The organism is Rhodospirillum sp. A1_3_36 (assembly GCF_047263945.1).
Classification (GTDB): Bacteria; Pseudomonadota; Alphaproteobacteria; order Rhodospirillales; family Rhodospirillaceae; genus Rhodospirillum.
Genome location: NZ_JBLAVB010000001.1, coordinates 624,795 through 636,781 on the forward strand (window position 1 = coordinate 624,795; position 11,987 = coordinate 636,781).

Here is an 11,987-nt window from a genome sequence, read left to right on the forward strand (position 1 = left end):
ATCCGTCCAGAAATGGGGAAGAGAAAGCCGTGTCGCAACAGATCGATTCACAGAGGATCGGAGCAGGCTTGGTCGAGCGGTCCCCTATCCGGCCTTAACTCCGCCTCGAACATGGGGCAGGATGTCGGTTCATTCCCATCCTATTCCAACAGGATCTCGGCTCCATGCGCCTTCCTCTCGCTTTTTTCCTCACCCTTCCCGCTCTGGCGTTTTCCGTTGTCGCCCCCGTCACGGCCCAAACGCCGGACGCCGAGCAGCCACCCGGCGCGGAGGATAGCTTGGACTCTCTGCCCTCCCTGGATGGTCCCATGTCCGTCCAGGACCTGTTGGGTTTGCCCGTGCGGACCTATGGCGGCGCGCCACCGGTCGCCGTGGTGGACGACCTACTGATCACCGCCGATGGTATGGTGGACAAGTTGGTACTGGACGATGGAACCTTCCTGCAGATGGGCTTGAACGGCAAGCGGGTAGCTTTGCCCTATACCGCCGCCATCGCCGTACCGGGGCCGGACGGCCGACCCGCCTATTTGCGGATCAACATCGCCAAGGCCTACGGACAAGTCATCAAGGAATTCCTCTATGAGCTGATCTCTCCCAAAGACTACGCCGTGAAGTCTATTATGGGCAGCCCCGTTTCCGCATCGGACGCTCCGGGAGCGGCCAGGCTGACCGGACTGACCGTCACCCAGCAGGGTCAGGTCACACAGGCGGAATTGGATCTGAACCCAGGCTCGACCCTCACCCCCTGGCCGGTCACCTTGCCCTTTTCGGACCTCAAGGTTTTCAGGCCCGGTCCCATGGAGCAAACGCGCCTGTCCACGCCCCTGACCCTCGACCAATTGCGGATCCACGGCGCGTCCAGCTCAAGTGGCATTACCGACCTCGTGACCACGCCAGCCGATCCGGCCACCCCACAGGGAACACCCCCGCAGGCAGCAGCTCCCTTTGAAAACGCCCCCCCTGTGACCGAGACACTGCCCTTGGACGCTCCCATCTCACCGCCGGGGTGGTCACCGGCTCCGGGGGTCCTCCTTCCCGAAACGCCTCCCTCGGACGTACCCCCCATGCGTTAACTGCAACGACGACGTGAAACCGTAAATTTCCATCTGGAAATCCATAGCAAGCCTTTAAACTGATCGGTCACATTCTTACATTAGGCAGGTTTAGGGAAGGGGACACCTCGCAACAATTCTTGGCGGGAGACCTAAAGCAATGTTCTTCGCGCGCTTTCTGAAAAACCGGCTGCGCGCCGGCCGTCTTGTCATCCGGGATGCCCATGGTGCCGCCCATGTCCTGGAAGGTCCCGAGCCCGGGCCGGACGTCGCAATTCACCTCACCGATCCCAAGCTCCACCACCGTTTGTTTCTGAGTCCTCACCTCGCCGTGGGGGAAGCCTATATGGACGGAACACTGGTTATCGAAAAAGGGGATCTGAGGAGCTTCATGGAGTTCCTGGGCCTCAATCTGGCGGCCATCGACAGCCAACCCTTGATGCGCCTGCGCCAAAGGATATCAACGGCCCTGCGCTGGGTGGACCAGTATAATCCCGTGGGGCGAGCCCAACGCAATGTCGCCCACCATTACGACCTGTCCGGCAAACTCTACGACCTGTTCCTGGACGAAGACCGCCAGTATTCTTGCGCCTACTACACCCCCGGAACCCACTCTCTGGAACAGGCCCAAGCGAACAAGAAGGCCTTGATTGCTGCCAAATTACTTTTGAAACCGGGTCAGCATGTCCTGGATATTGGCTGTGGGTGGGGCGGCATGGCCCTCTCCCTGGCCAAGGAGCATGATGTCCAAGTCACCGGTGTGACCCTGTCCAAGGAACAACTTGCCGTCGCCCAAGAGCGCGCTTGGAAGGCGGGGTTGGCCGATCGGGTCACCTTCCGCCTGCAGGATTACCGGGAACTGACCGAAACCTTCGACAGGGTCGTATCCGTGGGTATGCTGGAGCACGTCGGCGCGGGCCATCTGGAAGAATATTTCGCCAAGGTTCGCGATCTGCTCCACGAAGATGGCATCGCCCTGATTCACTCCATTGGCCGCATGGAGCCCCCGGGGTCGACAAATCCCTGGCTTCGGAAATACATTTTCCCCGGCGGCTACACACCGGCCCTCTCCGAAACCATGGCCGCCGTGGAAAAGGCGGGTAACCTCTACGTCACAGACGTGGAAATCCTGAGGCTTCACTACGCCCGAACCCTGGCGGCTTGGCACAAACGCTTCGTGGACCGGTCGGAGGAGGCAGAGGCCCTTTATGACATCCGTTTCCGCCGTATGTGGGAGTTCTATCTGTTGGGATGCGAGATCGCCTTTCACCATTGGAACCAGATGGTCTTCCACCTGCAGATCGCCCGACGGCAGGAGGCTGTGCCGCTGACCCGAGATTACTTACTGGACTCCCTGCCCAGGGATCCCGCTTCCAGCCATGGCCCGGACTGCCTGGCCGCTGAATAGACCGCATGCCACGCCAGGGCAATCCGCTACCGACCCCGCGCCCCCGCGCTTGCCCTGGCTTTCCTCCCGCTCATTCCTCAGGCCTCTCAGGATGCGCGCCAGATATGACGCATCCGACGCCCCAGGGCGACCAGGATAAACACCATCAAAGCGCCCACCACAATGGAGGGGCCTGCAGGTGTGTCCCACTCCAGGGAGCCGAACAGCCCCAGCCCCACGGCCAGGGCGCCCACCAGTCCGGCGCCGATGGCCATGGCTTCCGGTGTGCGCGCCCAGGCCCGGGCCGTTGCAGCGGGGATCAGCATCAGGGCCGTCACCAACAGCACGCCCACCACCTTCATAGCCAGAGCTACAACCAGGGCTACCAGGACCATCAGCACGAGCCGTAACTTGTCTGCGGGAATGCCTTCAGCCCGGGCCAGATCCTCGTCCACCGTCGCGGCCAACAGGGGCCGCCATAGTAGGGTGAGCAAACCCAGTTCCAAAGCCGCACCGCCCCAGATCCAGGCCAGATCGGTTCGGGACAGGGCCAGGACGTCGCCGAACAGCATCCCCATCAGATCCACCCGGATACCCATCAGCGCCACCAGGACCAGCCCCAGGGCCAGGGAGGAATGGGCCATCACCCCCAGGGCCGTATCCGCCCCCAGCGCCCGAGACCGGGTCATCCGGGCCAGAAGACCGGCAAGGACCAGTGTCACCATCACCACCCCCACCATGGGCGGCAGGGAAAGGGAAAAGCCGAAGGCCACCCCCAGCACCGCCCCATGGGCCATGGTGTCGCCGAAATAGGCCATGCGCCGCCAGGACACGAAACAGCCCAAAGGACCGGCCACCAGGGCGATTCCCAGTCCTCCCAGAAGAGCGCGGATCAGGAAGTCATCCAACATGGCCGGACTCCTCCTCTCGCTGGCCGAGGGCCGCAACCTCGCCTTGGGGGTGGGAATGGGAACAGGTGCGATGGACAGGGTCATGCCCGCAACCACCGGACACCCCAGACCCAACCCCAGACTCAGGCCCCGACTCAGATCCCGACTCCGACAGTGGATCGTGGGCGTGGTCGTGGTGGTGGGTATAGAGGGCAAAGGCCCGGGCCTGGGCGCCAAACAGGTCGTGGAACGCCGGATCCCCCGCGACCGCCTGGGGTGCCCCCGTGCAACAGACATGGCCGTTGATACAAAAGACCCGATCCGTCGATCCCATGACCACATGCAGATCGTGGGAGATCATCAGGACACCGCAATGGTGTTCCTTGCGCACCCGATCAATCAACTCGTACAGGGCCGCCTCCCCCAGGTGATCGACCCCTTGGGCCGGTTCGTCCAAGACCAGCAGGTCTGGCCGCCGGAGCAGGGCCCGGGCCAGGAGAACCCGCTGGAACTCCCCCCCCGACAGGCCGTCAACCGAGGCTCCAACCAGATGTTCAACCCCCGTTTCCGCAAGGGCCTCCCGCACCCTTTGGCGGGACGCCCGTTGGGTCAGGGTCATCAGGCGCCCCACGGTCAGGGGCAGCACCGGATCCACCTTCAACTTCTGGGGAACATAGCCCACCCGTAACCCCGGTGCCCAAGTCACCGAGCCCCGGGTCAGGGGCACGAGACCAAGAAGGGCCTTCACCAGCGTCGTTTTACCCGCCCCATTGGGACCGATCAGCGTGACCACTTCCCCCCGGTGGACGGACAGGGTGACGTCGCGCAGAACCTCTCGCCCGCCCAGGGTCACCGCCACATCCTGCAGAGTCGCCAGATGGTCACCGGTGGCGGTGGCAACCAATGCCTCAAGGGAGATCACGATGCCGCCTCCCCGGAGCGGCAATGAACACAAAGGCCCGGCACTTCGACGATCGCCGGTTCCGGCGCGAAATCAACGGCGATCGCCGCCTCCCTGAGGATGTGATTGACCCCTGTATCCGTCAGTTCCGTTACCGATCGGCAGCCCCGGCAAATGAGGAATTGGGCGCCATGGTCCTTCCGGGGATGGGCGCAGGCAACGAAGGCGTTCAGGCTGGTGATACGATGGACCAACCCCAGCTCCACCAGAAAATCCAAGGCCCGGTAGATGGACATGGGGGCCGGACGCGACTGGCCCGCTGCGGCAAGGCGCTCGATGATATCATAGGCCCCCAAGGCCCCATGGACCGAATCCCGCAGCAGAATCTCCAGCACTCGGGAACGCGCCGCCGTCAAACGGGCGCCCTTGTCCTCGCAGCGGGCCTTGGCCTCGGCCAACCCCCGGGTGAGGCAAGCCCCGTGGTCATGGCCCGGAGGGGGCGGCGCGGCCACAAAAGGCCGATCATCGGAAACCGGCGGAACCGGCTGCGTCGGGTCGGAAGGGGTCACGGAGCACCTTTTTCGTGATGTTATCACATAACTATCTTGAACAACGTTATAACGTATCATATAGAAGAGCGCCAGCGAAGCCTCCTTCTCCTTAGTCAAAAGGTCTCGACATGCTGTCCTTCCGCGCTCTCTCCCTTGCCACCCTGTCCGTCCTCGCGGCCCAACCGGCCCTCGCGGCGAAGGGAGGTGTTCCAACCGTGGTAGTGGATATCGCGCCGCTTCAAGGCTTGGTCGCATCCGTGATGGGGGACCTGGGCGAACCCCATCTGCTGATTCCCACCGGAGCGTCGCCCCATGACTACGCCCTGCGGCCCTCCGACTCCCAAAGCCTGAGCGGGGCCGATCTGGTGGTCTGGGTGGGTCCGGGGCTGTCTTCCTTCCTGGTCAAACCCCTGGAAACCCTGGCAAGCAAGGCCGAGTCCCTGGAAATGGAAGATGTGAAAGGGGTGACCCTCCTCCATTACCGCGACTTGGACGGCGAGGATGAGGACGACCATGATCATGATCATGAAGACCACGACCATGAAGACCATGCTGACAACGACCATGCCGAGGATCATGCGCAGGACGAAGGCCACGGCCACCACCACCATGTCGGTGATGTGGATCCCCACATGTGGTTGGCACCGGACAATGGGCTTGCGTTGATTTCAGCCGTTGAAACCGCCCTTTCGGATCTGGATCCGGCCCATGCGGCCACTTATGCCGCCAATGCCGAGTCCACGCGTGCCCGGATCAGCACGCTGAAGTCCTGGATGGAAGGTCAGCTCAAGCCCGTAGCAGACAAGCATTTCATGGTCTTCCACGACGCCTATCAATACCTTGAAACCCTTGGGGGCCCCAAGGCCGTGGGCGCACTCACCCTGTCGCCGGAGGTCGCCCCCGGCGCAAAGCACCTGTCCGAAATTCGCGAGCGTCTGTCGACGCAAGACGTGAGCTGTGTCTTCGCCGAGCCCCAGTTTCCCACGGCCCTGGTTGATCAGGTCATTGAGGGCACCAGTGCCCGGGGCGCGGTTCTCGACCCTCTGGGCGCCTCGATTCCCGTCGGTGCCGGGCATTACGAAGCCACCCTTCGGAATTTGACCGAAACCTTGGTGGATTGCCTGTCTGGAAAGTAATGAAGGCAGACAAACCCAGGACAATCGGGGTCCCCCGATTGTCCTGGGGGTCAGTCGTCCAGCCGGAAACCGGCCTGTATGGCCACCTGGTAGTGCTGGACCTGCCCCTCCTTGACCCAACCGCGAATCTCTTTGACCTCAAACCAATCGATATTGCGCACACTTTCACTGGCCTTGCCGATAGCCCCCTGAATGGCGCCCTCCACACTCTCTTTCGACGTGCCTACCAGATCGATTTTCTTGTACACATGGTCCGTCATGGATGCCTCCTGAGATGTCATAGTGTCGTGATGTCTTCACAAGAACGCCTGAGCATCCGGACCGGTTCCAAACAGGGACCGCATTTCATTCCCTTCAACGGATCAATGCATCATGTCGCGCAAGCTCATCTCCTCGGGTAGTGATTTCGAGAAAGTCGCCGGATACTCCCGCGCCGTCGTCGACGGCGATTGGGTCTTTGTCTCTGGCACCACCGGGTTCGACTACGACACCATGACCTTGCCCGAGAGTCTGGAGGATCAGACCCGGCAGTGCCTGAAAAACATCGCCAAGGCTCTGGAACAGGCCGGGTCATCCATGGCCGACGTGGTCCGCGCCTTCTACATCGTTACCCAGCGCGACTATGCCGCCATCGCCTTCCCCATTCTGGGAGAGACCTTCGGCGAGATCCGCCCTGCGGCAACCATGATCGTGGCCGACCTGATCGACGAGGCCATGAAGATCGAAATCCAAGTGACGGCCAAGAAGCGGGCATAAACGACCCAAATCTGGAATCCCGCCTTGCGGGGGGACGGATCGCCTTCGTATATAAGGAACCGTTCCCTTATGCGGACTTTGGCACTGTTTTGCCTGCCCCATTCACCCCCCCTTACTTCCTATCATGGACCCGCAACCGCGACCCAGGAGCCCACGATGGCCATCGAGATCTACACCAAGACCAATTGCATCTTCTGTCAGAAGGCCAAAGCTTGGTTTACCGAGCACAGTCTTCCCTATGAGGAGAACGATGTCTCCGACGTAGCTTCCTTCTCGGCCATGCAGGAGCGTATCCCCGGAGCCAAGACCGTCCCGCAGATTCTCATTGATGGCAATCTCATCGGCGGCTACGACACCCTGATGCAGTACGAACAGCCCATCTTGGAAAAGCTGAAAAAGACCTACGGTTGATGCAACGAAGGGAATCTGGCATTCGCACGGCTTCCCTTCATCTCTTGTTTCCTTGATTAGGACTTGACGGCGGGGCTACTCCCCGCCACCCTGCACAGACCATGACCCAGAACCGGACCATACTAGGCCTACGGCTACTCTGACCGCTCCGCCCCTTGAGGCGGCGCGGTTTCGTCAGTTGTCGCCCATTCAGGTCCGAGTGTCCAAATCATGGTTTCCACGTTTCCTTGTCAGTCCCACCCAAGCATCCCCCCTGTGAGCGTCCAATGCTCCCATCGCCCTGTCGCGTCGGGTCGGCTGAGTCCGGGGCCGGTCTTGCTTGCTCCTGGAGGTCGACTAATCGGCGGCCATCGGGTTCCCCAAGGCACCCCGGTGGTCGTAACACCCCAGGCCGACACCCCAAGAGACCCAACGACAGTACACAGAGATTTCGCGCGATAAGGAGCGCCCCTTCCGATGATGATCGATCCCTCCAAGAAATACCGACCCTTCACCCCGATGGCCTTGGACGACCGCACCTGGCCAAGCAAGACCATTACCAAGGCCCCCATCTGGTGCGCGGTCGACCTGCGCGATGGCAACCAAGCCCTGATCGAACCCATGGGTTCGGACCGCAAGGTCAAGATGTTCGAGTTGCTTTGTGGCATGGGCTACAAGGAAATCGAGGTGGGCTTTCCAGCGGCGAGCCAAACCGATTTCGACTTCCTGCGCAAATTGATCGACGATGGTCTGATTCCCGCAGACGTAACCATCCAGGTGCTCACCCAGGCCCGCGAGGAGCTGATCAAACGCACGTTCGAGGCCATCGACGGCGCCCCTTCGGCCATCGTCCACCTCTACAATTCGACCTCCACGCTCCAGCGCAAGGTGGTCTTCAACATGGAGAAACAGGGGATTACCCAGCTTGCCGTCCGGGGCGCCGAAATGGTTCGTGAAGGCGCCAGCAAGGTGACTTCCGGCACCAAGGTGCGCTACCAGTATTCCCCGGAAAGCTTCACGGGAACCGAAATGGACTATGCCGTGGAAATCTGCGCTGCGGTGATGGATGTCCTCGAGCCCACTGCGGCCAATCCGATCATCCTGAACCTGCCCGCCACGGTAGAGATGTCCTCTCCCAACGTACATGCTGACCAGATCGAATGGTTCGGTCGGAATCTGCCCAACCGGGATAGGGCGTTGATCAGCCTGCATCCCCACAACGACCGGGGCACCGCCGTGGCTGCCACCGAACTGGGGTTGATGGCTGGGGCCGACCGGGTCGAAGGCACCCTCTTCGGCAATGGGGAGCGCACCGGGAACGTCGATTTGATCACCCTGGGCCTGAACCTTTTCACCCAAGGCGTTGATCCGAAAATCGATTTCTCCGACATCAACCACATCGTCGACGTGGCTGAAGAGTGCAACCGCCTGCCGGTTCACGAGCGCCATCCCTATGCGGGTGAGTTGGTCTTCACCGCCTTCTCCGGCAGCCACCAGGATGCCATCAACAAGGGCCTGAAAGCCATCCGGGAGAGCAATGAAGGCATCTGGGAAGTTCCCTATCTGCCCATCGACCCGGAGGATCTGGGCCGCAGTTACGAGGCCGTGATCCGTGTCAACAGCCAGTCCGGCAAGGGTGGCGTGGCCTATATCATGGAGCGGGACTACGGCATCCGCATGCCCCGGGGCCTGCAGGTGGAATTTTCCAAGATCATCCAGCGGATCACCGACGAAACCGGTGAGGAAATCAACTCCAAGCGCATGATGAAGGCTTTCGAGGACACCTATCTGGGCTTCGACAAGCCCTATGCCTTCATCGAACACAGTTCCAAGCCGGACCCCGCTTCGCCCACCGACCGCATTCTGACGGCAACGGTGAAGATGAACGGCAAGGTCAAGGAGATCGCTGGACGGGGCACCGGTCCCATCGAAGCCCTGGGGGACGCCATCCGCAAGGATAGTGGTCTGCAGTTCACCATTGAGGATTACGAGGAGCATACCCTGCGCCCCGGCTCCGACGCTCAGGCGGTGGCTTTCATCAAGGCCTCCCTGCCCGACGGCACCTCCCGCTACGGGGTGGGCATCCATGCAAACTTCGTGGTGGCGTCGTTGAAGGCCGTCCTTTCGGCCGCCAATCATTTGGCCGAACAGGAATAGAAAAACGCGCCCCGATTCCGCCATGATCGGGTCCTAAACGGCAGGGGATCGGCACATACCGCCGGTCCCCTCCCTTTCTCAAGAGCACGCCCATGTCCCAGGGTCGGTTTGAAATCCTTGACGGATTTCGCGGGTATTTCCTGATTTTCATGGTGGTCACCCATTTCCAATACAGGGATGGATCCATCATCGGCCATTTGACCCACGGGTCCCTGGGCTACGTCCAGGATGCCCAGGGCTTCGTTTTTCTCTCTGGGCTGATCGTCGGATTGCACCATGCCCGGGGCTATCTGGCGGGCCGCGCCAAACGCACAGACGGCAAATTGCTGGGCCGGGCTTGGTTGCTTTACCGCTACAGCCTGGGGCTTTTGGCCCTCCTCTTCCTGCTGCCCCTCCTTTTTCCGCCTTTACAAGGGGGCTGGGAGCGCTTCTACGCGGATTTCTTCCGGGATCCGACAACCATTGGCCTCACAGCCCTGACCCTGTTGTACCAACCCACCTACATGGATATTCTTCCCCAGTATATGCTCTATTTGGTGGTATCTCCCCTACTGCTGCGGTTGGTACTTGGGGGGCGGACAACCTGGGTGGTCGCGGGCAGTGTCAGCATTTGGCTGGTGACGCAACTGGGTGCGCATGTGCCCGTCATCGCCGGATTGGAAGACACCGGTCGCCACTTGCTTGGGCCAAGCTTCATCACCCGAGCGGGCTTCAACCCCTTGGGCTGGCAATTGCTGTATGTTTCCGGTCTGGTCATCGGCGCAACCCTGGCTAAAGAGCCAAAGTCCCTCTGGTCCTGGTTTCCGGCAAAGGGCGGCGCCCCTCTGGCCGCATCGGGGGTCCTACTGGCCTATTTTCTGACCATGCGCCTGGGCCAATCCCTTGAGCTTCTGCCCCTGGAAGTCGTCCAGCCCTTCCAGCACCTGGACAACCGGATTACCCTCAGCGTGATCTATCCGATCAACTTCGCGGCCCTGGCCTATGCCGTGACCTGGGTCCTCTTGCACGGGGGACAGAGCGAGCGGTTGCCGATGCGTGCGTTGGAGAAGAGCCTCCGCGGGATATTCTCCCACCCCTTCCCCCGATTGCTTGGCCGCCATTCCCTGCGGGTGTACGCCTTCCACTTGGCCTTAGTTTTCACCATGTATGCTCTGGAAGACTCGATCGGTCCTTTCACCGAATGGAGCAAAACCTTTATAACGCTGGGAGGAGTCGCCTTGCTCCTCCTACCGCCCCTCCTGGTGGAGACTGGGAGAACAAAGGTCATCATATCATAGAACGGATTCTCTTTTTCCCACCATAGCCACAGGCCAATACTTCCTTCCGAACTCCGTGAAGAAAGCAAATCTCAAGGTCCCACCAATGAGCCAACTCACAATCCGTCCCGCTACCCTTGAGGATGTCCCCGCTATCCAGGCCATTTATGCCCCTTACGTGCAGGACTCCATGGCCACATTTGAGACCACACCGCCAGATGTGGACGAGATGCGGGGTCGAATCGCCGCCCTTCTGGATGGTGGCTATCCGGTTCTGGTGGCAGAGAGGGATGGACGGGTTGCGGGCTATGCCTATGCTGGCCCCTTCCACAAACGAGCCGCTTACCGACCCACCGTGGAAAACTCCGTCTATATCGACAGTTCGGTCCGGCGGGGCGGGCTGGGCCGTGCGCTTATGGAGCATCTGATCTCCGAGTCGGCCAAGCGCCAGTTCCGCCAGATGGTTGCGGTGATCACCAGCGGTCCAGACAGGTCTTCCGAAGCCTTCCACAGAAGCCTGGGATTCCAGGAAATGGGCAAGGTCTGCTCCGTGGGATGGAAGTTTGGCCGCTGGTTGGACATCGCCTACTACCAACTCTCCCTGGGCGAGGGAGATCAGGCTGGGCCATCGGAAACGGGGGTCGCGGCCCCCTATTAGAGCAAATTCCGAGTACTCTGAAAAAGAGCGCGACGGTCTGAACGCACGCCGTAGGCGTGACGATTTGCTTCAATGTCAGAGGTTTGGAGCACGTTGCGTGAATCACATTTCACGCAACGTGCTCTAAGAGCCCAACCCGAAATGACTCTCACTATTTCAACAACTTGGTCGTCATTCCCGCGTACGCGGGAATCCAGGGTGGGAAGAACCAGCGGCGGCGATTGACGCATCCTGACGCGCTAAGCGCCAATACCAGAGAAATCAACCCTGGATGCCCGTTTTCACGGGCATGACGGAAACCTTTGATTTCACGGCATGACTTTTGGGTTGGGCTCTAAGAGGCAGGACAGGGCAATTTCATTCAATACGGCCCGCCACCGCACAGCCAAGATGCCCCGGTCACCCAACTGAACCGAGGTCTCTGCCCATGTCGATCCGTTGCGCCTTTCTCATCGATCCCACCCTGCCCCTTGGGTTGATCGCGAATACGGCGGCCATTCTCTCCATGACCCTGGGACGGGATAGGCCCGAGTTGATCGGTCCGCCGGTGATCGATGGGGATGGGGAAGAGCACCCCGGTATCACCACCGTCGTCCTTCCCATGTTGGCCGCCGAGGCCCCGCTTATCGCCGAAACCCGCAGAAAAGCCCTCTCCCTGGAGAGCGGTCAATTGGGCCTGATCGACGTGACCGAAACCGCCCAGCGGGCCAAAGCCTACGGTGACTATCAGACCCGTATCCGCCAAACGGCGGAGAGGGAGTTGCGCTATCTGGGTCTCTGCCTGCATGGCCCCTCTGGTATCGTCCGCTCTCTGACCGGCACCCTCCCCCTGCTGCGGTAGGGAGACGAACCC

13 protein-coding genes are annotated in these 11,987 nt (G+C 60.9%); 9 read left to right on the forward strand and 4 right to left on the reverse strand.

The window, feature by feature from the left end; translation table 11 throughout:
• Positions 1-164 precede the first annotated feature (164 nt).
• Both ACLIRY_RS02685 and ACLIRY_RS02690 read left to right on the forward strand, forming a co-directional pair.
• On the forward strand, positions 165-1,073 hold the full coding sequence (locus tag ACLIRY_RS02685) for a PRC-barrel domain-containing protein (protein WP_413203793.1): 909 nt from the start codon (positions 165-167) through the stop codon (positions 1,071-1,073).
• Positions 1,074-1,212: 139 nt separating this feature from the next.
• Positions 1,213-2,460 (forward strand): class I SAM-dependent methyltransferase, encoded by a 1,248-nt coding sequence (locus ACLIRY_RS02690; protein ID WP_413203794.1) that lies wholly within the window; start codon positions 1,213-1,215, stop codon positions 2,458-2,460.
• Positions 2,461-2,546: 86 nt separating this feature from the next.
• Here the strand turns inward: ACLIRY_RS02690 and ACLIRY_RS02695 are convergent, their stop codons facing one another.
• Genes ACLIRY_RS02695 through ACLIRY_RS02705 form a run of 3 tightly spaced genes read right to left on the reverse strand, consistent with a single transcriptional unit; the run spans position 2,547 to position 4,799 of the window.
• Entirely contained in the window at positions 2,547-3,350 is an 804-nt protein-coding gene (locus tag ACLIRY_RS02695) for a metal ABC transporter permease (RefSeq protein WP_413203795.1), read from the reverse strand.
• The gene (locus tag ACLIRY_RS02700) at positions 3,340-4,251 is read right to left on the reverse strand and encodes an ATP-binding cassette domain-containing protein (protein ID WP_413203796.1); all 912 of its coding nucleotides are present in this window, start codon (positions 4,249-4,251) and stop codon (positions 3,340-3,342) included. The genes ACLIRY_RS02695 and ACLIRY_RS02700 overlap by 11 nt, the downstream gene beginning before the upstream one ends.
• Positions 4,248-4,799: a Fur family transcriptional regulator gene (locus ACLIRY_RS02705; RefSeq protein ID WP_413203797.1), complete on the reverse strand. Its 552-nt coding sequence runs from the start codon at positions 4,797-4,799 to the stop codon at positions 4,248-4,250. The genes ACLIRY_RS02700 and ACLIRY_RS02705 overlap by 4 nt, the downstream gene beginning before the upstream one ends.
• 110 nt (positions 4,800-4,909) lie before the next feature.
• Between ACLIRY_RS02705 and ACLIRY_RS02710 the strand changes: the two genes are divergently transcribed.
• Positions 4,910-5,917 (forward strand): zinc ABC transporter substrate-binding protein, encoded by a 1,008-nt coding sequence (locus ACLIRY_RS02710; protein WP_413203798.1) that lies wholly within the window; start codon positions 4,910-4,912, stop codon positions 5,915-5,917.
• 50 nt (positions 5,918-5,967) lie between these two features.
• On the opposite strand, the gene ACLIRY_RS02715 is transcribed toward ACLIRY_RS02710, so the two are convergent.
• The gene (locus tag ACLIRY_RS02715) at positions 5,968-6,177 is read right to left on the reverse strand and encodes a dodecin (RefSeq protein ID WP_413203799.1); all 210 of its coding nucleotides are present in this window, start codon (positions 6,175-6,177) and stop codon (positions 5,968-5,970) included.
• A 112-nt stretch (positions 6,178-6,289) separates the two neighbouring features.
• On the opposite strand from ACLIRY_RS02715, the gene ACLIRY_RS02720 reads away from it, so the two are divergent.
• The 6 genes from ACLIRY_RS02720 to ACLIRY_RS02745 all read left to right on the forward strand — a co-directional run bounded on the left by ACLIRY_RS02720 (position 6,290) and on the right by ACLIRY_RS02745 (position 11,975).
• The gene (locus tag ACLIRY_RS02720) at positions 6,290-6,673 is read left to right on the forward strand and encodes a RidA family protein (RefSeq protein ID WP_413203800.1); all 384 of its coding nucleotides are present in this window, start codon (positions 6,290-6,292) and stop codon (positions 6,671-6,673) included.
• 156 nt (positions 6,674-6,829) lie between these two features.
• Entirely contained in the window at positions 6,830-7,084 is a 255-nt protein-coding gene (locus ACLIRY_RS02725) for a glutaredoxin domain-containing protein (protein WP_413203801.1), read from the forward strand.
• Positions 7,085-7,540: 456 nt separating this feature from the next.
• Positions 7,541-9,220, forward strand: coding sequence for a 2-isopropylmalate synthase (gene leuA, locus ACLIRY_RS02730; protein WP_413203802.1), 1,680 nt, complete (start codon positions 7,541-7,543; stop codon positions 9,218-9,220).
• Between the two features lie 92 nt (positions 9,221-9,312).
• A complete protein-coding gene (gene opgC / locus ACLIRY_RS02735) occupies positions 9,313-10,497 on the forward strand; it encodes an OpgC domain-containing protein (RefSeq protein WP_413203803.1) in 1,185 nt (394 codons plus the stop codon).
• An 85-nt stretch (positions 10,498-10,582) separates the two neighbouring features.
• On the forward strand, positions 10,583-11,134 hold the full coding sequence (locus tag ACLIRY_RS02740; protein ID WP_413203804.1) for an N-acetyltransferase family protein: 552 nt from the start codon (positions 10,583-10,585) through the stop codon (positions 11,132-11,134).
• 427 nt (positions 11,135-11,561) lie between these two features.
• A complete protein-coding gene (locus tag ACLIRY_RS02745) occupies positions 11,562-11,975 on the forward strand; it encodes a DUF2000 domain-containing protein (protein ID WP_413203805.1) in 414 nt (137 codons plus the stop codon).
• The last annotated feature ends 12 nt before the right edge of the window (positions 11,976-11,987 follow it).

What these genes read in the sequence shown, in the direction of transcription:
- ACLIRY_RS02685 (WP_413203793.1), top strand. Translation starts at nt 165, where the DNA reads ATGCGCCTTCCTCTCGCTTTTTTCCTCACCCTTCCCGCTCTGGCGTTT.
- ACLIRY_RS02690 (WP_413203794.1), top strand. Translation starts at nt 1,213, where the DNA reads ATGTTCTTCGCGCGCTTTCTGAAAAACCGGCTGCGCGCCGGCCGTCTT.
- ACLIRY_RS02695 (WP_413203795.1), bottom strand. Translation starts at nt 3,350, where the DNA reads ATGTTGGATGACTTCCTGATCCGCGCTCTTCTGGGAGGACTGGGAATC.
- ACLIRY_RS02710 (WP_413203798.1), top strand. Translation starts at nt 4,910, where the DNA reads ATGCTGTCCTTCCGCGCTCTCTCCCTTGCCACCCTGTCCGTCCTCGCG.
- ACLIRY_RS02715 (WP_413203799.1), bottom strand. Translation starts at nt 6,177, where the DNA reads ATGACGGACCATGTGTACAAGAAAATCGATCTGGTAGGCACGTCGAAA.
- ACLIRY_RS02720 (WP_413203800.1), top strand. Translation starts at nt 6,290, where the DNA reads ATGTCGCGCAAGCTCATCTCCTCGGGTAGTGATTTCGAGAAAGTCGCC.
- ACLIRY_RS02725 (WP_413203801.1), top strand. Translation starts at nt 6,830, where the DNA reads ATGGCCATCGAGATCTACACCAAGACCAATTGCATCTTCTGTCAGAAG.
- leuA (WP_413203802.1), top strand. Translation starts at nt 7,541, where the DNA reads ATGATGATCGATCCCTCCAAGAAATACCGACCCTTCACCCCGATGGCC.
- opgC (WP_413203803.1), top strand. Translation starts at nt 9,313, where the DNA reads ATGTCCCAGGGTCGGTTTGAAATCCTTGACGGATTTCGCGGGTATTTC.
- ACLIRY_RS02740 (WP_413203804.1), top strand. Translation starts at nt 10,583, where the DNA reads ATGAGCCAACTCACAATCCGTCCCGCTACCCTTGAGGATGTCCCCGCT.
- ACLIRY_RS02745 (WP_413203805.1), top strand. Translation starts at nt 11,562, where the DNA reads ATGTCGATCCGTTGCGCCTTTCTCATCGATCCCACCCTGCCCCTTGGG.